General features: G+C 37.2%; 17 protein-coding genes. 7 read left to right on the top strand and 10 right to left on the bottom strand.

Annotated features, from left to right (window positions below; all coding sequences use genetic code 11):
* The first annotated feature begins 265 nt into the window (after nt 1-265).
* Complete coding sequence (locus B2906_RS01595) at nt 266-1,261, top strand: IS110 family transposase (RefSeq protein ID WP_219958316.1); 996 nt, start codon at nt 266-268, stop codon at nt 1,259-1,261.
* A gap of 238 nt (nt 1,262-1,499) precedes the next feature.
* Here B2906_RS01595 and B2906_RS01590 read toward each other — a convergent pair whose 3' ends face one another.
* The 3 genes from B2906_RS01590 to B2906_RS01580 form a co-directional block, all read right to left on the bottom strand.
* The gene (locus tag B2906_RS01590; RefSeq protein ID WP_219958317.1) at nt 1,500-1,718 is read right to left on the bottom strand and encodes a hypothetical protein; all 219 of its coding nucleotides are present in this window, start codon (nt 1,716-1,718) and stop codon (nt 1,500-1,502) included.
* 6 nt (nt 1,719-1,724) lie between these two features.
* The gene (locus tag B2906_RS01585) at nt 1,725-2,180 is read right to left on the bottom strand and encodes a JAB domain-containing protein (protein WP_219958318.1); all 456 of its coding nucleotides are present in this window, start codon (nt 2,178-2,180) and stop codon (nt 1,725-1,727) included.
* A gap of 74 nt (nt 2,181-2,254) precedes the next feature.
* A complete protein-coding gene (locus B2906_RS01580) occupies nt 2,255-2,602 on the bottom strand; it encodes a single-stranded DNA-binding protein (protein WP_219958319.1) in 348 nt (115 codons plus the stop codon).
* Between the two features lie 710 nt (nt 2,603-3,312).
* Between B2906_RS01580 and B2906_RS01575 the strand changes: the two genes are divergently transcribed.
* The 4 genes from B2906_RS01575 to B2906_RS01560 are packed head-to-tail and all read left to right on the top strand — an operon-like array spanning nt 3,313 to nt 10,654.
* Nucleotides 3,313-3,591, top strand: a complete 279-nt coding sequence (locus tag B2906_RS01575) for a helix-turn-helix domain-containing protein (protein WP_219958320.1) — start codon at nt 3,313-3,315, stop codon at nt 3,589-3,591.
* A gap of 14 nt (nt 3,592-3,605) precedes the next feature.
* Nucleotides 3,606-6,860, top strand: a complete 3,255-nt coding sequence (locus B2906_RS01570; protein WP_219958321.1) for an SNF2-related protein — start codon at nt 3,606-3,608, stop codon at nt 6,858-6,860.
* Nucleotides 6,861-6,862: 2 nt separating this feature from the next.
* Nucleotides 6,863-9,232: an Eco57I restriction-modification methylase domain-containing protein gene (locus tag B2906_RS01565; RefSeq protein WP_219958322.1), complete on the top strand. Its 2,370-nt coding sequence runs from the start codon at nt 6,863-6,865 to the stop codon at nt 9,230-9,232.
* A gap of 60 nt (nt 9,233-9,292) precedes the next feature.
* Nucleotides 9,293-10,654, top strand: coding sequence for a transglutaminase-like domain-containing protein (locus tag B2906_RS01560; RefSeq protein WP_219958323.1), 1,362 nt, complete (start codon nt 9,293-9,295; stop codon nt 10,652-10,654).
* 39 nt (nt 10,655-10,693) lie between these two features.
* On the opposite strand, the gene B2906_RS01555 is transcribed toward B2906_RS01560, so the two are convergent.
* The 6 genes from B2906_RS01555 to B2906_RS01530 form a co-directional block, all read right to left on the bottom strand.
* Nucleotides 10,694-10,915 (bottom strand): hypothetical protein, encoded by a 222-nt coding sequence (locus B2906_RS01555; RefSeq protein WP_219958324.1) that lies wholly within the window; start codon nt 10,913-10,915, stop codon nt 10,694-10,696.
* 73 nt (nt 10,916-10,988) lie between these two features.
* Complete coding sequence (locus tag B2906_RS01550) at nt 10,989-12,233, bottom strand: MFS transporter (RefSeq protein WP_219958325.1); 1,245 nt, start codon at nt 12,231-12,233, stop codon at nt 10,989-10,991.
* A 52-nt stretch (nt 12,234-12,285) separates the two neighbouring features.
* Nucleotides 12,286-12,888, bottom strand: a complete 603-nt coding sequence (locus tag B2906_RS01545; protein ID WP_219958326.1) for a Crp/Fnr family transcriptional regulator — start codon at nt 12,886-12,888, stop codon at nt 12,286-12,288.
* Nucleotides 12,885-13,460 carry a phosphatase PAP2 family protein gene (locus B2906_RS01540; protein WP_219958327.1) on the bottom strand — a complete coding sequence of 192 codons (576 nt, stop codon included), beginning with the start codon at nt 13,458-13,460 and terminating at the stop codon, nt 12,885-12,887. Before B2906_RS01540 ends, B2906_RS01545 begins: the two co-directional genes overlap by 4 nt.
* Complete coding sequence (gene hemF / locus B2906_RS01535; RefSeq protein WP_219958328.1) at nt 13,457-14,368, bottom strand: oxygen-dependent coproporphyrinogen oxidase; 912 nt, start codon at nt 14,366-14,368, stop codon at nt 13,457-13,459. Before hemF ends, B2906_RS01540 begins: the two co-directional genes overlap by 4 nt.
* Before the next feature lie 4 nt (nt 14,369-14,372).
* Nucleotides 14,373-16,796 (bottom strand): BamA/TamA family outer membrane protein, encoded by a 2,424-nt coding sequence (locus B2906_RS01530; protein ID WP_219958329.1) that lies wholly within the window; start codon nt 16,794-16,796, stop codon nt 14,373-14,375.
* Between the two features lie 19 nt (nt 16,797-16,815).
* Here B2906_RS01530 and B2906_RS01525 point away from each other — a divergent pair, with 19 nt between their 5' ends.
* Together B2906_RS01525 and B2906_RS01520 are read left to right on the top strand one after the other, a co-directional pair.
* The gene (locus B2906_RS01525; protein WP_219958330.1) at nt 16,816-17,562 is read left to right on the top strand and encodes a TrmH family RNA methyltransferase; all 747 of its coding nucleotides are present in this window, start codon (nt 16,816-16,818) and stop codon (nt 17,560-17,562) included.
* Nucleotides 17,563-18,552, top strand: coding sequence for a bile acid:sodium symporter family protein (locus tag B2906_RS01520; protein WP_219958331.1), 990 nt, complete (start codon nt 17,563-17,565; stop codon nt 18,550-18,552).
* A 76-nt stretch (nt 18,553-18,628) separates the two neighbouring features.
* Here B2906_RS01520 and B2906_RS01515 read toward each other — a convergent pair whose 3' ends face one another.
* On the bottom strand, nt 18,629-18,889 hold the full coding sequence (locus tag B2906_RS01515; RefSeq protein WP_091654560.1) for an acyl-CoA-binding protein: 261 nt from the start codon (nt 18,887-18,889) through the stop codon (nt 18,629-18,631).
* Nucleotides 18,890-18,988 lie beyond the last annotated feature (99 nt).

Here is an 18,988-nt window from a genome sequence, read left to right as displayed (position 1 = left end):
TTATTTAGGGATTATTTATATGTTAGTGAGTTTCTGTAATTGTTAACTTTCTATCGGGGAATACTCCCCATAATAATAAACTGTGACCAAACTGATAGGGGCGAATTATACGCTATTCAAAGCTTCGGGCTTATACTTTATTTGATAAAAGCCCTTGTCAGTTATCTCCGGACCGGCATCAGATGGAAATTCAGGTTTTTAGACCTATTATCAGGGGTTCGATGGTTATCTGGATACTGGTCATTTATCTAAAATCTTATCTATTATGAACAGACAAAACTTTTGCTACTTTATCGGTATTGACATATCGAAAAAGTTCTTTGACGTCGCTATCATCGAAAATGACAGGACTGCCTCTTATGTGTTTGAAAATACCAAAAAGGGGACTAACGCCTTTATTAGACTTCTTAAAAATCAGAAAATTTCTTTGGACAACACGCTGATATGCATGGAACATACTGGGGTGTACGGAAAGCTTATTATTACCAAGCTCGTTGAAAAACAAGCACACTTTTGCGTTGAGATGCCTATAAAGATCACCAAGAGCATTGGTCTTCACCGAGGTAAAAACGATAGAGTTGATGCTAAAAGAATAGCCTTTTATGCATCCAAAAATTACCGAGAACTGGAACTTTATAAACCTATAGCTGAAGTTCTTGAAAAAATGAAAATTCTGCTTAAGATTAGAAAAAAGCTCGTCAACACTAGAGCTGACATCAATAAATATCCCAATGAACTTGAGCGTTTCTCTCCCGAAATTGGGAAACTTGCCAGGAAAAACCTGAAAAGGATCAACAAAAACCTTGAGGATGAAATCAAACGTATTGAAGCTGAAATTAAAAAACTGATTCTTTCTGACGACAAACTTAACAAAACGGTTGGCTTGGTGACTTCGGTAACTGGGATTGGTCAGATTACCGCACTTCACCTTACCGTATTCACAAACTTCTTTACGCGCTATGACAACCCGAAACAACTGGCTTGCTACAGCGGTGTAGTGCCTTTTGAATATACCTCTGGGTCGAGTATCCATAGAAAATCCAGAATACATCCTATGGCTAACAGAACGCTTAAAAAACACTTGCATATGAGTGCCTTGGCGGCTATCAATCATGATCCCGATATCAGAGCATATTTTCTCAGAAAAGTTGAAGAAGGAAAAAATAAAATGCTCATCGTTAACAACGTTAGGAACAAGCTTGTGCATAGGGTATGCGCCGTCATTAAAAGGCAGCAACCTTATGTCAAAAATATAGCTTGAAACTTTTGCCATTTTTTCTTGGTTTTAACATGGAAATCTTTTTACTCCGCAGGAGAAAAATCCAGCCTTCATCCCAAATTAGTTTGCAGTTCGTAAGGCGGATTTCATATTCAAAATTTTAAGAGTTTATGATGATGACTTTTAAGGAATTTTCAGGTTTGGGATATAAATGATGGGAATACTAAAATGAAAAAGGCAACCGAAAAGGCTGCCTTGTATTAATCTAAATGGTGTTATTTTAGATGGTAAACTTGAATTTGTGGTTATAGAGGTTTTTAATGGCTTCTTCTTCCAAAAGCGAATCGTAGTCCAGGTAGTTTTCGTCGGCATACTTTTTCAAGTCCTCACCGAATTTGTGTTCTACCTCGTGCTTGGATTGTTGCATGAGCTTTTCTTGTGTTTCAAGGTCTAGATTATTGAAATTTAGACGAAAAGGAATATCAATATGTATATCCATGGTCTTCTAATTTTTCATTAACCCATTATCCCTAAAACTAAAATAGTTGCCATCAGGAAGGATGATTAGATGGTCCAAAACCCGAATGTCAAAAAGTTCGGCAGCCTTTTCTATTTTTTTGGTCAATGCGATATCGGCACCACTTGCTTTGTTCGTTCCAGATGGATGATTGTGCGCCAAAATAATAGCCGTAGAAAGGGTTTTGAGTACGACCGCAAAGAGTATTCTCAAATCTACCAATGTGCCGGTCAATCCGCCGGTGGAGGCTTGAAAGGTGCCTTTGACCTTATTGGCATTATTAAGTAATAACACTTTAAAGGTTTCATGAAGTCCGATAGTGTTTTTATCCCATGTTTGATTTAATAATTCGGCAACCCTATCGGAGGAGTTCGCAGGTTCTGAATTGAGTACCCCTAATTTTTCGCAATAGCTTATTTGAATTTCATTAACTTCGTTTCTCATTGTTTTATTATTAAGATTAGACGATGAAAAAGAGGGCGTAACTTTCCACGGTGTCGCCCTCTTTGTTTTAAATTTTACTTATCGGTCTTACTACCCAATAGAAGAATTTCGTCGGCCACTACTTCCGTAACCCTTCTTTCGTTGCCTTCTTTGGGTTCGGTATAGGTTCTGCTTTTGAGTTTGCCGACTACGGCCACTTGCTTGCCTTTGTGTGCATATTTTTCTATGATTTCAGCGGTCTTGCCCCAAGCTACGACCGTATGCCAGTCCGTTAGCTGTTGCTTTTCTCCTTTTCGGTCTTTGTAGGTTTCATTGGTGGCCAATGAGAATCGAGCCACTTTTTTACCACCGTCTAGTTCGGTTACTTTAGGGTCATCCCCGATGTTCCCTAACAGATGCACATAATTTTTGATACTACTCATAATTGAAAAATTTAGAATTAATTATTACGCCTGTCCGAACCTTTCGAACAGCTTTTAAAGTCGATTTACTTATTACACCTAGAGCGTTTTCCTTTTTGTTGTTTTTTAACTTTTGTTCTGCTTCATATTTGAGGATTTGATATGATTTCATGGTTTCCGGTTTTGATTTACTTCCCACAGAGCCGTCGCTGTTACCTTTTTTGTTGCTTATTGGGTTACAATATTCAGGCTTGGTAAGACGTATAAATAAGTGGGGCAGGGGCCCCCTGGTTTATGCCGTCGTGCAAGAATGAATGTTGTTTTTTCGCCGTCAAAAAAGGGAAATGGTGGCGGTTCGGGCAGGGGGTCAAAACCCAAGATTGTGAAATTTCAATAGCCTGTTGATGCGGAATAAAACACTAAATATCAATTTGAGTTCAAGCGGACTTAATTCACGGTTTTGGCATATAATGAAGCGTTCCTTCCTAGTCCCGATAGCTATCGGGACGGGAAGGGTTAGCGGAATGGAAAGTCAAAAGCGGGGATTGTGTCCAAGAATTGTGGGACGAAGCGTATTGCCCAGAATGGAGAGCAACGGAATGGAGTGGGAATGGGCTGAGGATTAGTAGTTAAGAGCTTGTGATTTTTTTTAAAAACTAATATAATTTTAAACCTTTCCAAAAAATAAGAATTCTTATATTTGACAGAATCGTCCAAATAAAATATACAAAATGAATTCTTTTGGAGAGTATTTAAGAAAAAGAAGAGAAGAGCTTGGTCTTCCATTGCGGAAAATTGCAGCTGAACTTGATATCGACACTTCCATTCTAAGTAAGATAGAAAGAAACGAAAGGACTGCTTCGAAAGAAATGATTTCTATACTGGCGTCATCTCTTGAATTAGAAATAAAAGAAGTAGAAGTTGAATTTATTAAATCTACAATCTTAAGTGAATTGGGTGATTTGACATTTATTAAAGCTGGGTTAGAAAAAACCCTAAAATCACTCTAATAGCACTTGACTTTATGAGCGAAATAAAAAATAACATAGACCAAACAGACTTGACATTCTTCACAAATGAAGATGGCCACAGTTTATTAAGCCGTTTCAAATCGACTCTCAAGGACACTCAACTATTTGATGTACTCGTAGGCTACTTCCGTGCAAGTGGCTTTTACCAATTGTACGAATCACTTGAGCCAGTTGAAAAAATAAGAATTCTCGTTGGTTTAAGTGTAGACCGAGATTCGTACGACATTATGCAATATCATCAAGAAATTGGTGCTATTGATTTCGAATCTCACCAAAGGACAAAAAAGAAATATCGAGAAAATCTTAAGTCTGAAATAGAGACTACCCAGGAAAATGACAATAAATTAGAAATTGGGATTAGAAAGTTTATAGAGTTTCTACAGGCCGATTGTTTGGATCCAGAAATGGACAAAGCATATAACGGAAATGGAAAGAAACTTGAAATCAGGGCTTATCCGTCAAAGAATATTCATGCCAAGGTTTACATAGGTAAGTTTAAGCCAGAAGATAGGGACTATGGATTTGTAATTACTGGCTCCAGCAATTTCTCTGAGTCAGGATTCATTGCTAACCGGGAATTCAACGTTGAACTCAGATCCAAGAGAGATGTTCTTTTTGCCGAAGACCAATTCAATACATTATGGAAAGAATCTGTTGATATTTCGGAGGATTTTATTGATACTATCACCACCAAAACTTGGTTGAACGATCAAATTCTTCCCTATGAACTTTACCTTAAACTTATCTATGAATATTTAGAGGAAGATATTAATCTAGAAGATCAATTCGAACCATTCCTTCCGGAAGGATTTATGAAATTGAAATACCAGAACCAAGCAGCAATTCAAGCAAAAAAAATTCTAGAAACCTACAACGGAGTGTTTCTTGCTGATGTAGTAGGACTAGGTAAAACATTTATAACTGCACTTCTTTTACAGCAACTAAGAGGTAGAACTTTAGTAGTATGTCCTCCTGTTTTAAAAGAGTATTGGAAGGATTCTTTGTTTGATTTTGGAATTAGAAGTTTCGAAGTTGAATCTCTAGGTAAACTAGAATATATTATTAAAAAAGGTCTTGAAAAATACGATTATATTGTAGTGGATGAAGCGCATCGTTTTAGAAATGAAAATACGCAATCCTATGCCAATCTATTAGACATATGTAGAGGGAAAAAAGTCATTCTTGTGACAGCAACCCCTCTCAACAACAAAGTAGATGACATATTTGCTCAACTGAAACTATTTCAAGCTCCAAAAAACTCGACTATTCCTGGGGTACCAAATCTTGAAAAATTTTTTGCAAGTCTTAGAACCAAACTAGCAAAACTTGAAAAAGATGATCCAGAATATAAAAAGTTAATTAAAGAGGTTTCAGAGGATATTCGAAATGGCATCCTACGTTACGTAATGGTTAGAAGAACACGTTCTGATGTTATGACCTACTTTCAAGGGGATATGAAAAAACAAGGATTAACCTTTCCTGACTTGGATAATCCTCAAAAAATAGTATACGAATATGAAGGAGAATTAGAGGAAATTTTTAAAAAAACAATTCTTAAACTACATCAATTCACGTATTCTCGTTATACTCCTTTACTCTATTATATTGGTAATAAAACGTTGAGTGAATTTGAAAAGCAACAACAACGAAATGTTGGGGGCTTTATGAAAGGAATCTTAGTAAAAAGACTTGAAAGTAGTTTCTATGCATTCCGCCAAAGTGTTGACCGTTTCATTATATCCTATGAAAAGTTCATCGAGATGTATCATGCAGGCACCATTTATATTAGTAAAAAGGTAGATGTTTACGATTTAATTGAAAGTGATAATATTGAGAAATTGGAAGGTTTTGTGGATGACGAAAAGGCGCACAAATACGATTCTAAAGACTTCAAAAAAGAATTTGTTGCCAAACTTGAATTCGATTTAGAGATATTAAGAAGCGTTCAAAAACTATGGAAAAAAGTCGACTCGGATCCTAAGTTAGAGCAGTTTATTCACGATTTAAAAAACACAACGGCACTTAAAAGTAATAAGCTGGTGGTGTTTACGGAATCCAAAGAAACGGGAGATTATATTTATGAAGCACTAATAAAGGAATTCCCGAATCAGGTGATGTTTTATTCAAGTAAAGGTGGTCGTCATTCAAATGACACCCTTACTTCCAACCATGTCATTTCTAGAGATTTGATTACAGCAAATTATGACCCTAACAGGAAAGCTAAAGAGCAGTCCAAAGATCTAAAAATATTGATTGCGACAGATGTATTAGCGGAAGGTATTAACCTTCATCGTTCCAATGTTTTGGTTAATTATGATTTACCTTGGAACCCAACTCGTGTTTTACAAAGAGCAGGGCGTGTGAATCGTCTGGGCAGTAAATTTTCAAAAGTTCACATATTCAACTTCTTTCCTACTACGCAATCGGACGAGCACTTAGGTCTTGAAGTGAACATTACCAATAAAATTCAAATGTTCCATGATATTCTTGGTGAAGATGCCAAATATTTGAGTGACGGAGAAGAATTTGGAAGCCAAGAATTGTTCAACACTTTGAACAGCAAAAAGGCCTATACCGGAGAAGATGGAGAAGGCGATTCTGAATTGAAGTATTTAGAACTAATGCGAAAAATACGGGATGATAATCCTGATCTTTTCGAAAAGATTAAAAACTTGCCTAAAAAGGCTCGTTCAGGATTTAAAAAAGAAATCATAGAAACAGATCGTTTAGTGACTTTCTTTAGAATCGGTAAACTCAAAAAATTCTATTTAAACCAAGAAGGCAAAGCAAGTGAAGTTACCTTCTTTGATGCGGTGCATGAATTGGAGTGCGATCCAAAAACCAAACGTGCTCAAATCCCCAATGATTATTATCATTATCTGCAAACCAATAAAACTCGTTTTGAACTGGATACGACTATTGGTGATGAACCAACTAAAGGCTCAGGTGGTCGCTCAAATGCCAAATACATAGAAACTCGTTTGAAAGACCGCTCATTTAAAAACTTCAAAGGCTTTACAGATACTGATGATGAGTTCATCAATGGCGTAAAAGAAATGCTTTTGCAGGGCACGATTGCAAAAAAAACAGCTCAATTGATCAAGAAGGAATTGGAGAAAACATTAGACCCAATTGTTACACTTAACATTTTGAGAAAACATATTCGTTTAGTTGCCATTGAAGGCAATAACAACGCCAAGAAATTTCAGAAAAGAGAAGTCATTCTCTCTGGCTACATTATTAAATAGACATGGATAAAAAAGCAGCCATAAATCTAATAGAAGATACGTTCAATGCTCAGTTTAGTGAAGAGCAGTTTACGCTTTTTGCAAGAAACTTACTGAACGACCTTGAACCCAAAAGCAATGCCTATAGTGGTAATTACATTTGGGACGATTACAAAGACCACATTAACACCTACAAGCGCATTGGCAAATACGTTGACCCAGAAGGTGAAGCATTAGATGTGCTTATTGTAGAAGTTAAAAGTGTGCTTAAGTTAGAACGAGCTCGTACTGCTTTACGAAACTATGTAATTAAGCATTTGAGCAAGTTTGAAAAGGACTATGCCTTGGTCGCTTTTTATTCAAAAGAAGATGAAGGGGCTGACTGGCGTTTTTCATTCATAAAACTAGAGTACCGATCTGAACTAGATGAAACAAAAGGAAAAGTAAAAACCAAAAAAGAGTTTACCCCTGCCAAACGTTATTCATTTTTAGTAGGTGAATACGAAAAAGCCCATACCGCCAAAAATCAGTTACTTCCTCTATTACAGAATATAGCCAATAATCCTACAGTTGAAGAATTAGAAAGTGCTTTTAGTATTGAAAAGGTTACAGATGAATTCTTTAATCAATACAAAGACCTTTATGTAAAACTATTCGAGCATTTTGAAAATGATAAGCATATAAAATCCGAGTTGGTCAAAGCAAACATTGATAATGCACGATTTACCAAAAAGCTGTTAGGGCAGATTGTATTCTTGTATTTCTTGCAGAAAAAAGGTTGGTTAGGTGTACCAAAAGACCAAGTTTGGGGAAAAGGACAAAAACGCTTTATTCAGAATTTATTTGACCAAGCCCAAAGTGAAAATGTAAACTTTTTCAAAGACAAATTGCAATTCTTGTTTTATGAGGCTTTGGCCAAAGAACGAAACAGCGATAATTCGTTTTACAAAAAATTTAATTGCCGCATTCCCTTCTTAAATGGCGGTTTGTTTGAAGCTGAATACGATTGGCAAAACGCCAACATTTCCATTCCAACTGCCCTTTTTAGAAATGAAGAGAAAAACAAAGCTGGAGATATAGGCACGGGAGCTTTGGATGTGTTTGACCGTTACAACTTTACAATAAAGGAAGACGAACCACTTGATAAAGAAGTAGCTGTTGATCCTGAAATGCTGGGTAAGGTTTTCGAGAATATGCTCGAAATTACAGAACGTAAAAGCAAAGGTGCTTTCTATACCCCAAGAGAGATTGTGCACTATATGTGTCAGGAGAGTTTGATTCATTATTTAGATAATGCTTTGAATGATGCAACCTCAAGTTACCAAGCCATTGATAGTGACCAGACCAACATGTTTGGTGGCAGCAGCAACAAAAAAGGACAAGCTAAAATCGAGCTAGAACACAAAGGAAAAATTACAGTTCCCAAAGAAGATATTGAAACCTACATACGAGAAGGTCATTTTGCTTTGGAAAACGATCAACGAGTTGCCAATGCAGGTAAGGAAACCTCTTCCTATAAATACCAATTACCTGAAAGTATACGCCAACATGCGGAACTGATCAATACCAAATTGACCGAAATGCGCATTTGCGATCCTGCCATTGGTTCGGGTGCTTTTCCTGTAGGGTTATTGCACGAATTGGTAAATGCCATGTTGGTATTAAAACCACACTTTAATGATAAATACTTAAAAGAAAAGTTGGTAAAACTTGGTTTTGATACTGCTAAACAAGAAATCAACGAAAGCCGATACATCTATCGATTGAAACGCCACATTATACAGGAAAGCATTTATGGAGTGGATATCGATGCATCTGCCATAGACATTGCTCGTTTGCGTTTATGGCTCTCTTTAGTGGTAGATGAAGATGATTTAGATCCAATTGAAACACTACCAAACCTTGACTATAAAATTGTTTGTGGTAATTCTTTGATTGGTATGCCTGAAACTGCCATGCGTAATTTGGAGGTTGAAAAGCAATTAGAAGCATTAAAGGAAGATTTTTATAACCAAACCAACGAAACCAAGAAGAAAGCGCTACGCAAGGAAATCAATTCTAAAATTAGAGAACTCTTAGATTCTGCTGAACAATTTGCAGGATACAAAATTGACTTTGACTTTAAACTCTTTTTCTCAGAAGTATGGCGAGAAAAGGGTGGTTTTGATGTAGTAATTGGGAATCCACCTTACGTAGGTATATCAAAAGTTGATTATAAAGGGTTCTCCATCTTTTCTATTTGCTCGGTATTGTTTCCAGATTTCTCTTCCTTCTTTTCTCCGCATGAAATAAATATTACCCCGCAAAAAAGGAGTAAAGCCAAAAGAGATAAGATTCTGGTTTTTAGAATGGATAGTTTCATAGTATTACTGGTGTTTTATCCAATTAAGTAAAAAATATTCTTTATTCCTGTATTTGAAGTCCTTTTGAAACGGTATGTGTATTTTAGAAGCATGAAAAGTTATATTCTCGCAATTTCAAGAACGGTATTAGTTTCAGGACTTTTGGCCCTAACCTTTTGTAATCCCAAGGAGGAAGATACAGTAACTGAAAGTCCTTCAAGTCCTGCTGTTTCCATACCTGAAATAGAACAAGGAATAAAAGACTTCATTGCAGTCAAAACAGGTGAAAATGATGGAGTTTTTCCGGTAAAAGATGAAAATCATGATCTCAAAATGAAGTTGGTTCGGGTACATACCGAATACCTATCCAACCTAGGCCCCGATAGTCATTTTGCCTGTGTTGACTTGGTGGATGAAAGTGGAGATGTATACGATGTAGATTTCTTCATGGAAGGGAAGCCTGGGGCAATGAATGTCACTCAGACCACGGTGCATAAGTTGAATGGGAAACCTTTTTACAGTTGGAAGCAAAATAAGGAAGATAAAACTTGGTATAGAGTGGCTTTGGAACAATCAAACAATAACCTGTTAGGAGTAGTCGAAGGGACTGATCATTTTGAATTCTATTATACTGTTCAAATTCCTAGTTTGGAAGGTCCTGCGCGGATGTGGATTCCTGTTCCTGAGTCAGACCCTTTTCAGGATGTGAAACTGTTAGAGACGAAATCTGATATAGAGTCCAGAAAAATTGAAGAGAAGGTTTTTGGCAATACTTTGCTTTATTATGAATTAAAGCCAGAAGATTCCGGTAAAGAAATCCAAATCAGCTACGAGGTAAAAAGGAAAGAAAAAGGTCCTTATGAGGCTTCTGCTCCAGACCCCAAGGTGTATTTAGCTTCGAACAGACTCATGCCAAAAGGAGGGAGGTTTGAAGAGATCGCTAAGGAGGTTTTGGGAGAAAAGCTGAAAGAGTCTCATTTAATTCAAGCCAGAGCTTTATATGATTATATCATAGACAATATGCGCTATATGAAATTTGGCGATTATGGCAATGGAGACTCAAATTACGCCTGTGATTCAAAAACCGGGAATTGCTCTGAATTCCACTCCTTCTTCATCTCCTTGGCCAGATCAGTAGATATACCAGCAAGATTTGCTATTGGAGCATCTATTCCTTCGGATAGGAATGAAGGTGGAATTGATGGTTATCACTGCTGGGCAGAGTTTTATGCAGATGGGAAATGGTGGCCAGTTGATATTTCGGAAGCTAATAAATATACTGCTTTAGCTACTTATTATTTCGGAAGGCACCCTGCCAATAGAATTGAGTTAAGCAGAGGTAGGGATTTGGAAGTTAATCCAGGACCTAATGCTGGGCCAATTAATTTCATTGCATTTCCCTATTTAGAGATCAATGGAAAAGAGGTAAAGGCACCATCCAAATTCACCTTTCAAAGAAAAGTAAATTCCTAAAAAATAAAGGCTATCGAATTCGATAGCCTTTTTTGATTTTTAGCTTTCAGAAGTTGAGTCACTACTTGGATGCTCACCTCCTGCTGGATGTTCTGTGCTGTCTCCTGCTGGATGCTCACCTCCATCTGGGTGCTCACTTTCTACCTGTTCAGTTTCTGTTTCACTTCTTTCCTCTTTCTTGCCACCGCAAGAAGTAAATGTTACTGCTGCTAAAAAGCTGAACGCTAAGGCTAGGGTGAAAATTGATTTCAGTTTTTTCATTTTGTTTAAGGTTTGGTGTGATGTCACTAATTAAAGCATAAAATCACTATGAATGAAAATTTCCTGGAATGACTTAATTATTCATCTCAATTTTTCTGAAAAATGCCTCTCGAGTCATTCTTAATTGAGTGATTATTCCAGATGCTATTGTCAACATACCTACGGAGACAATTGCTAATTCAAGTCCAAAATTATCAGCGATCCATCCAGATAAAATTGCTCCAAAAGCATAGCCCAAATCTCTCCAAAGTCGAAATACCCCAACACTTTCCGCTCTGACTTCCGGATGGGTTTCGTCTGAAATCGCAGCTAGAAAAGTAGGATATACTATGGCAGTTCCAATTCCCAATACAATAGAGATAAATGAAAATTGACTAAAGGAATTTGAATATGCTAAAATTATTATTGCAAACCCTTGAATAATCATCCCAAAAACAATCAAGAATTTTTTTGAAATAATGTCAGCTATTTTCCCTGAAAATAATTGGCCCATTCCCCAAACCAAAGGATAAATAGCAATCAGTTTTCCAATTTCATTTAAAGAAAATTCCTTTTGAATCAATAATAATGGTAACAAGCCCCAGATCATTCCGTCATTGAGATTGTTGACTAATCCAGCCTGCGTTATTGAAGATAAATTTGGACTACGGAAGGTGGTATTCCAAAAAACGTTATTCTTCTCTTCCTTTTTGGAATCGGTTTTCTCTACACTGATAAAACGAGTAGTGTCTTTTAAAAAAAAGAAAGAAAGGTATAGCCCTAGGAGAGCTATTCCAAAACCTATTAAGAATGGAATAGGTCTCACTCCAAAGTTTGATGCCAAATTAGCTGTGAAATAGGCCGTAATACCAATTGCAAGATATCCCGCAAATTCATTCAAACCCATCGCTAAGCCCCTATTTTTTGGCCCAACTAAGTCGATTTTCATAATGACTGTACTACTCCAGGTTAAACCCTGACTCACACCAAGTAATAGGTTTGCTAACAAGACTATTAGCCATGAATCTGTAAAAGCTAAAATCAAAGGTACGGGTAGGACGATTATCCATCCAAGGACTAATAAATTCTTACGCCCTAATCGATTGGCATATTTTCCCGCATAATAATTGGAAATAGCTTTACTGATTCCGAACACTATGATAAATGTCAGAAAAGCTGAGTTTGACTCAATTCCAAAAATGGTGGATGCATATTCAGGAAAAATTGAGCGTTCCAAGCCAATCATACTTCCCACCAAAGCATTTATGACTACTAAAAGACTGAATTGTTTCCAATTTTCCTTTAGTCCTTGAACAGCTTGATAATGAATTGAATTCATGTTTCAAAACTGGGGTTTTCAAGGAAGTATTCTTTTTACAAATGTTAAAAAATCAGGAAATTCCCGCTCTTATTCGACTGAGACTTACCTGGGTAATTCCTAAGTATGAAGCAATGTGTTTTAAGGGTATCTTTTGAATGAATTCAGGATGGTTTTCTAAAAGGCCTTTATATCTTTCTTCTGCAGTTTGAAATTGAATGGATTCAAGTCGTTTTATAGTTTCGAGATAGACTGTTTGAATTAGTATCCTAAAAAGTCTTTCAATATCATGGAACTCGTCAAATAATGAGAAAAGTGCATTTGAAGGAATTCCCACAAATAGGGTCTCTTCTATCGATACAATCCCCTTGTTACTTGGTAAAGATTTAAACAAACTTTCTGCTCTGACTATTAAATCATTTTTAAAAGCGAAATACTCCGTAATCTCAAGCCCGTCTTTTAGGTAAAAGATTCTGGCAGAGCCTTCCATTACAAAATATATGGTTTTACAAGTTTTTCCTATTTCTTGAAGGACCTCATTTTTCCCTACTTTTTGGATAAAACAAATATTTGCTAGAGCTTTCTCAGAATGGTCTTCCAAAGGAGAGTAGGATTGAATTTCCTTTAAGAATTTCAAAATTGTTTCCTGCTCATTTGATGTTCTGTTTAAGTTCATTTCAAAAATTTCTTCAAGAACTCTCTTTTCACAAATACTATCAAAAACCAGCTGATAAAGGCTGCTGCTGTTCCAATACTTGCTCCAATCAGAATGTCTACTGGATAGTGAACTCCCAAATAAATCCGGGTGTAACTGACTAAAATTGCATATAAAAATAACCAGCCCAGTCCTTTAATGGATTTTCCTAATTTTTTATTGAGAAAAACTGCTAAGCCAAAAGTATTCGCGGCGTGTGAAGATGCGAATCCATACAAGCCTCCGCATCTCCCATAATTGTGAATGACATCAGTCCATCTTTCGTCATGACAGGGTCTTAATCTTTCAAAAAATGGTTTCATAAATCCAGAAGTAAATTGGTCAGAAATCAAAATAGTCAGCGCCACACCTCCAAATACCCACCAACTATTTGAGGGGTTGGATTTATAAATCTTATAGATCAAAAATGCATATAATGGAATCCAGGTAATTGTTTCTGTGGCTTGGTACATGACCGGATCCAACCAGTCTGTGTGGAAAGAATTGAGCCAGAGGAATAAATCCTCATCCCATTTTTTGATTTGCTCTATCATGGGTGAAAATTAAGCCAGTCTATCCCTTTTTTAAGATGCTTGAGCGTAAATTCTTCCCGACTCCCAGATTTTGGCTCGTGCATATAGGTCCATTCTGCCTGAGGAGGCATGCTCATCAGGATGCTTTCAGTTCTGCCATTTGTGTCCAGACCAAACTTAGTGCCTGCATCCCATACCAAGTTGAATTCCACATACCTCCCTCTTCTCAAATTTTGCCAAGCTTTCTCTTCCACAGTTACTGGATTTTCGACATTTTTCCTCATGAAGTGCCCGTAAATTTTCGGAAAGAGTCTTCCTAATGCTAAACTAAATTCAAGTATGCTTGAAAATTGCTCATCATTTTTACCGGCTAAGCGGTCATAAAATATTCCTCCAACTCCTCTTGTCTCATCTCTGTGTTTGAGGTAAAAATAATCGTCCGCCCAGTTTTTAAATTTTGGATAATAAGTATCGTCAAATTGATCACAAACCGACTTTAATTGCTGATGAAAATACCGAGCATCGTCAGGTACTATATAGTGAGGGGTTAAATCAATACCGCCTCCAAACCAATAAACGCCATTCTCCATTTCAAAATATCGAATATTCATATGGATGATGGGTACATGAGGGTTAATAGGATGCAGTACAATCGAAACACCTGTGGCGTAGAAATCTGCTTCATCTAAACCCAGTTTATTTAGGATTTTTTCAGGTGTTGGACCATGAACAGCTGAAAAAGCAACTCCACCTTTTTCTATCACTTGGCCATTTTCAAATATCCGGGTTCTCCCACCGCCGCCTGCAGCTCTTTCCCATTTGTCTTCTTTGAATTTTCCCGTCCCATCATACTGCTCTAATTCTGAGCATATATGATCCTGGATTTTTTGATATAATTCTGCTATTTCCTCTTTACTCGCTCTAGCCATTTGTTTAGAAGGGATATCCAATCCCAAAGTTAAGTACAGTTTGACCTCTTAGGCCAAATGGTCTTCTGAAATTAATATTGTCCAACACCCATCTTTCTCCTTCGGGTTGAGATGGGTCAATTGCTTTCGTAGCCAAGTCTAGTCTAATAATCAAAAAGTCAAAATCCATTCTCAAACCTATGCCAGAACCTACAGCAAACTCTTTGTAGAATCGATCAAACCTAAAATCCGCTCCGGGTCTACTGGCATCTACGCCTATCATCCATGAATTTCCCACATCTATGAACAAGGCCATGTCAAAGTAGCCATAAAGCTTTCTTCTATATTCCAGCATGGATTCTATGATCATTTCCGAAGGTTGCTCGAAATTATAATCATAGCGCCCTCCATCACCTATGGTTGGTACAGAGCTTCCAGGTCCCAATCGTCTTGCTTGCCATGCTCTAATACTCGTACCTCCACCCGCAAAGAAATATTTTTCGTAAGGAAGAATTCCAGCACTCACTCCATAAGGTTGGGCGATTCCGAAATTTAAACGATAGGCAAAAGTCTGTTTTTGATCGACTGGATAATATCTCCTAAAATCTGCCTGAAATTTAAGCCACTGGAAATTGGCAAACTGAAGGTTTTCATTGTTGTTGCTCGGCACATTGAATAAGTTGAGCGAAGTACCGCCACTTTCTACAAACAATCGAAGAAGGGAAGATGGTCTTCTTTTCCAATCTCCATAACGATTAAAGTTGATGACGGATTGGCCGGAAACGCTACTTACAAAAGAAGGAAGGAAGGACCAGATCAAATTATTTCCCTGATTGGCCAAATTCTGCAAAACATCCAAAAAGTCATCTGTGATATTTGGAGTCCTGATATAGTTGATGTCAGCAAGGTTAATAGTGAATTGCTGTCTTTGATTCGTGGTGGCCCAAGTATATGCTAGCAAACCGTTCAAACCCTTTCGGGTATATTCTGGTCGGTTAGTATAGTTATAACCGATTTGGGTTCGTGTATTGGGATTGTATTTCCCGTATTTTTTCAGCGTATTTGGAACGAATGGAATCAAAAATCTCGGGTAAATAATAGAAGCTGAAACTCCTAATTCCTGACTTTGATACACCCCCTGATTTGTCGCAGAGGCCACACCTTCCAGACCTGCTCTGAAGTTGAATTCCAAGATTTCTCCAGCTCTGAAAAAGTTTCTATTTCTTAATGAGGTACTGAAAAAAGGTCCAGGCAACTGCTCTGTTACACTCAAACCCAGCTGATTTGTCAATTGGTATTTTTGAGCTGGCTGTGTAAAAATATTTGCTGTTAGTGAGGTGCCTAAGGTGTCAAAGGAAATATTGACAAACCTAAAAAGGTCTAGATTGCTTAGTTGCCTTTGGCTTTCAATTACTTTATTTCGGCTGTATCGATCATTTTTATCAAATAGAATTCTCGAAGCAAGAATTTTCTCTGAATATCTATCTCTATAAAAATTGAAATTTATACCGTCATATTGACCTGAAACTCTGCCGTCGCTGAATCCATCTGAGGGAGGATTAATTCTAAAATTAATATTTTCAATCGTATAGATTTCATGCTGTTCAGCAAATGTGGGTTTCCTTATAATTTGCTCAATTTGAACATTTTTCTTAGCAGTATCCTGATACACATTGTACTCCAAGTAGGATTTGGAAAACATGTAAAACCCATTGTTTTTCAATAATTCTTCTACTTGATTTCTTTCAGCTATGATATCATTTTGGGCATAGATTTTCCCTTTGGCTAAGTTGGATTTTGATTTGTTCTGATTGAGAATAATCTGGATATCCTCGTTGTCTGTTCTGGTATAAACAGAGTCGACTCTGTAAGGCGTATTTTCTACAATACTATAAGTTACATATGCCTTTTTTCCTTTTGTTTCAACTTCAAAAGAGCTCCTTGAATCAAAAAAACCATTATTCTGAAGGTAAGCAGAAATATTCCTGTTTGTTGATTCCAAAAGGCTGCTATCCAGAACTGTTACCGGATTGCCAGTGCGCATAAACCCATTTCCATACTCTTCTTTCTCTTTGAGGTTCTCGATTTTGGTATTGAGCTTATCGGATTTTTTCTGAAGTTTTCTGTCCCCTGGAATAGAGTCAAGCTGTTGTTCTATTTGCTTTAGCTCTTTTTCAATTTCAACCCTTTTTTCACTGACTGCGACACTGTCAAAGAATGATTTCCCAAATCTGTAAATAGTGACTCCTGGAGAAAAATTAAAAACAGGAATTCTAAAATTGGGTTCCTGCTGGATTAAACCAGCTATTTCTTCTTCGTTTGCTTTTTCCACCCCTTCTATATCAGATTCATAGACCACATATTCTCCTTCTTGGAGATTTTTAGTCAAGGAACAAGCTGAAGCAAGCCCTAGCAGAGAAAGAAAAAGTATATATTTGGAGAATTTCAAATCGAAAGATTCAATCACAATGCTTAGCAAAAATACGGTTAAGTTTATAAAATCCTTACATCAGAAGAAATACCGTGCCGAACATCAAAAGTTCTTTGTAGAAGGTGAAAAAAGTGTTGTGGAGGTGATCAACTCAGACTTCATCATTGATTTTTTGGTGGCTACTCCTGATTTTATCGAAAGGCATAATGTTCTTTTAAAAAAATGCAGTTTCGAAATTATCCAAGCAACAAAAAATCAATTGGAAAGCCTAGGTCAATATCAAAGCAATGATTCGGCTTTAGCAGTGGTAAAGCAAAAAGTCAATGAAGCTTTTAGACCTGATCAAAATGAACTTGTTGTTGCGCTGGATGATGTCAGAGATCCTGGAAACCTAGGGACTATCATCCGGATTGCAGATTGGTACGGAATCAAAAAACTTCTTTTTTCCTCTCAAACAGCTGATTTCTATAACCCCAAGGTTATTCAAGCTAGCATGGGGTCATTTACCAGGATTCAATTTTTTTACGAAGACTTACCCGCAGTGCTCTCTTCCTGGAATTTACCGGTTTATGGAGCATTTTTGGACGGGGAAAATCTGCATAGTTTGTCGAAGGTAGAGCCGGGGGTAATTTTGATGGGGAATGAATCTAAAGGAATTTCTCCCGAGGTAGAGCCTTTTGTTTCAAGGAAAATAACTATTCCTGCCTTTGGCTCTGCTGAGTCATTGAATGTTGCGATAGCGACTGCTGTCCTCTGTGATAATTTTAAAAGATTGATTGGCTAAGTGAAAAAAATCTGGAGTCTTCTGAAGAGAGTTGGTCTCAATGGTTTTCTTTTAGGACTATTTGGAGCCATTGCTTTGGGCTATCTATTTCCAGAATGGGGGGCAGCATCCAGCCCAGTCCCTTGGAAACCGATCATTAATGTAGGAATTGCATTGGTTTTCTTCTTTTATGGAGTGAAGCTCGATCCGAATCAGCTACGTCAAGGTCTTTCCAACTGGAAATTGCACCTATTGATTCAATTAACTACGTTTCTGCTTTTTCCATTGCTGGTATTCTTGGGACTTCAATTGATTCCTTCAATCAAACAGGATTTTGTTTTGGGAATTAGTTATTTATCGGCTTTGCCTTCAACCGTTAGTGCATCGGTAGTAATGGTTTCAATCGCAAGGGGGAATATTCCTGCTGCTATATTTAACGCAAGTATTTCCAGCTTGATCGGAGTGGTAGTCACTCCTCTCTGGATGGATGTTCTAGGAGAAGCTAGTCTGGGAGTAGAGGTGGACTTTCTGCCAACTCTTTTGGAATTAACTTATAAGGTCATACTCCCGGTTTGCTTAGGAATATTTCTTCATAAATGGCTTTTTCCTAAAATCCACAAACATCTTCAACGATTAAAATATGTGGATCAAACCGTAATCATGATAATTGTATTTACGGCATTTTCTGAGTCATTCGCTCAAAAAATCTTTGCACCATATTCCTTATCTACTCTTTTTCAGTTAGCTGCTATCATGTTAGGGCTCTTCGCCTTGATATGCATGATTACATACTACCTTTCAAATGTACTTTCCTTTTCAGTAGAAGATAGGATCACAGCTCTTTTCTGTGGTTCCAAAAAATCCTTGGTGCATGGAGTTGTGATTGGAAAAGTGATATTCCCCGATCCTGCCATTCTGGGATTAGTACTACTTCCAGTGATGCTTTATCACATTCAGCAATTGATTGTCGGATCTATTTTAGCCCAACGCTTTTCAAGACAAGAGCAATAGGCTTTTGTAAAAAAATTGTTAAAGAATATGTCAAAAAAAGGATAGATCTCCCTGCTGAATTCTATCCTCTTTCTATTTAGATGTACTTCTCGGATAAATTACCGACAAAATCGATGTATTCTTGGGTAGCCTCTTCCTGACTTTTTCCCTTTAAACTCAACCAGCTATTGTATTTAGCAGCAGCTTTGAAGTCAAATCCCCCCGGTCTTTCTCCTGTATTATCTCCCTCAGTGGCTTGTTTGTAAAGGCCATAAAGTTTCAATAATTCTTCATTGCTGGGTCTTTCTGTAAATTTTTTGGTTAGGGCCATTGCCTCATCCAGTGTGGTAGGTTTCATGTAAACTCTAATTGGTGTTTTCAGTTTCCAAATATCCGTTAAAAATTCGGTTTGGATAAGATATGTCAATAAAAAAGCCAACCTTAGGAAGGCTGGCTT

The organism is Algoriphagus sp. UBA3586 (assembly GCF_002376385.1).
In the GTDB taxonomy this organism is placed as follows: Bacteria; Bacteroidota; Bacteroidia; order Cytophagales; family Cyclobacteriaceae; genus Algoriphagus; species Algoriphagus ornithinivorans.
Note: the sequence above shows the minus strand (reverse complement) of the source record. Positions and strands in the feature narration are given on the sequence as shown.

Excerpts from the sequence above, each read along its gene's own strand:
- B2906_RS01580 (WP_219958319.1), bottom strand. The coding sequence starts at position 2,602 with ATGAGTAGTATCAAAAATTATGTGCATCTGTTAGGGAACATCGGGGAT.
- B2906_RS01565 (WP_219958322.1), top strand. The coding sequence starts at position 6,863 with ATGGATAAAAAAGCAGCCATAAATCTAATAGAAGATACGTTCAATGCT.
- B2906_RS01545 (WP_219958326.1), bottom strand. The coding sequence starts at position 12,888 with ATGAACTTAAACAGAACATCAAATGAGCAGGAAACAATTTTGAAATTC.
- B2906_RS01595 (WP_219958316.1), top strand. The coding sequence starts at position 266 with ATGAACAGACAAAACTTTTGCTACTTTATCGGTATTGACATATCGAAA.
- B2906_RS01555 (WP_219958324.1), bottom strand. The coding sequence starts at position 10,915 with ATGAAAAAACTGAAATCAATTTTCACCCTAGCCTTAGCGTTCAGCTTT.
- B2906_RS01550 (WP_219958325.1), bottom strand. The coding sequence starts at position 12,233 with ATGAATTCAATTCATTATCAAGCTGTTCAAGGACTAAAGGAAAATTGG.
- B2906_RS01575 (WP_219958320.1), top strand. The coding sequence starts at position 3,313 with ATGAATTCTTTTGGAGAGTATTTAAGAAAAAGAAGAGAAGAGCTTGGT.
- B2906_RS01585 (WP_219958318.1), bottom strand. The coding sequence starts at position 2,180 with ATGAGAAACGAAGTTAATGAAATTCAAATAAGCTATTGCGAAAAATTA.
- B2906_RS01560 (WP_219958323.1), top strand. The coding sequence starts at position 9,293 with ATGAAAAGTTATATTCTCGCAATTTCAAGAACGGTATTAGTTTCAGGA.
- B2906_RS01590 (WP_219958317.1), bottom strand. The coding sequence starts at position 1,718 with ATGGATATACATATTGATATTCCTTTTCGTCTAAATTTCAATAATCTA.
- hemF (WP_219958328.1), bottom strand. The coding sequence starts at position 14,368 with ATGGCTAGAGCGAGTAAAGAGGAAATAGCAGAATTATATCAAAAAATC.
- B2906_RS01570 (WP_219958321.1), top strand. The coding sequence starts at position 3,606 with ATGAGCGAAATAAAAAATAACATAGACCAAACAGACTTGACATTCTTC.
- B2906_RS01540 (WP_219958327.1), bottom strand. The coding sequence starts at position 13,460 with ATGATAGAGCAAATCAAAAAATGGGATGAGGATTTATTCCTCTGGCTC.
- B2906_RS01525 (WP_219958330.1), top strand. The coding sequence starts at position 16,816 with ATGCTTAGCAAAAATACGGTTAAGTTTATAAAATCCTTACATCAGAAG.
- B2906_RS01515 (WP_091654560.1), bottom strand. The coding sequence starts at position 18,889 with ATGAAACCTACCACACTGGATGAGGCAATGGCCCTAACCAAAAAATTT.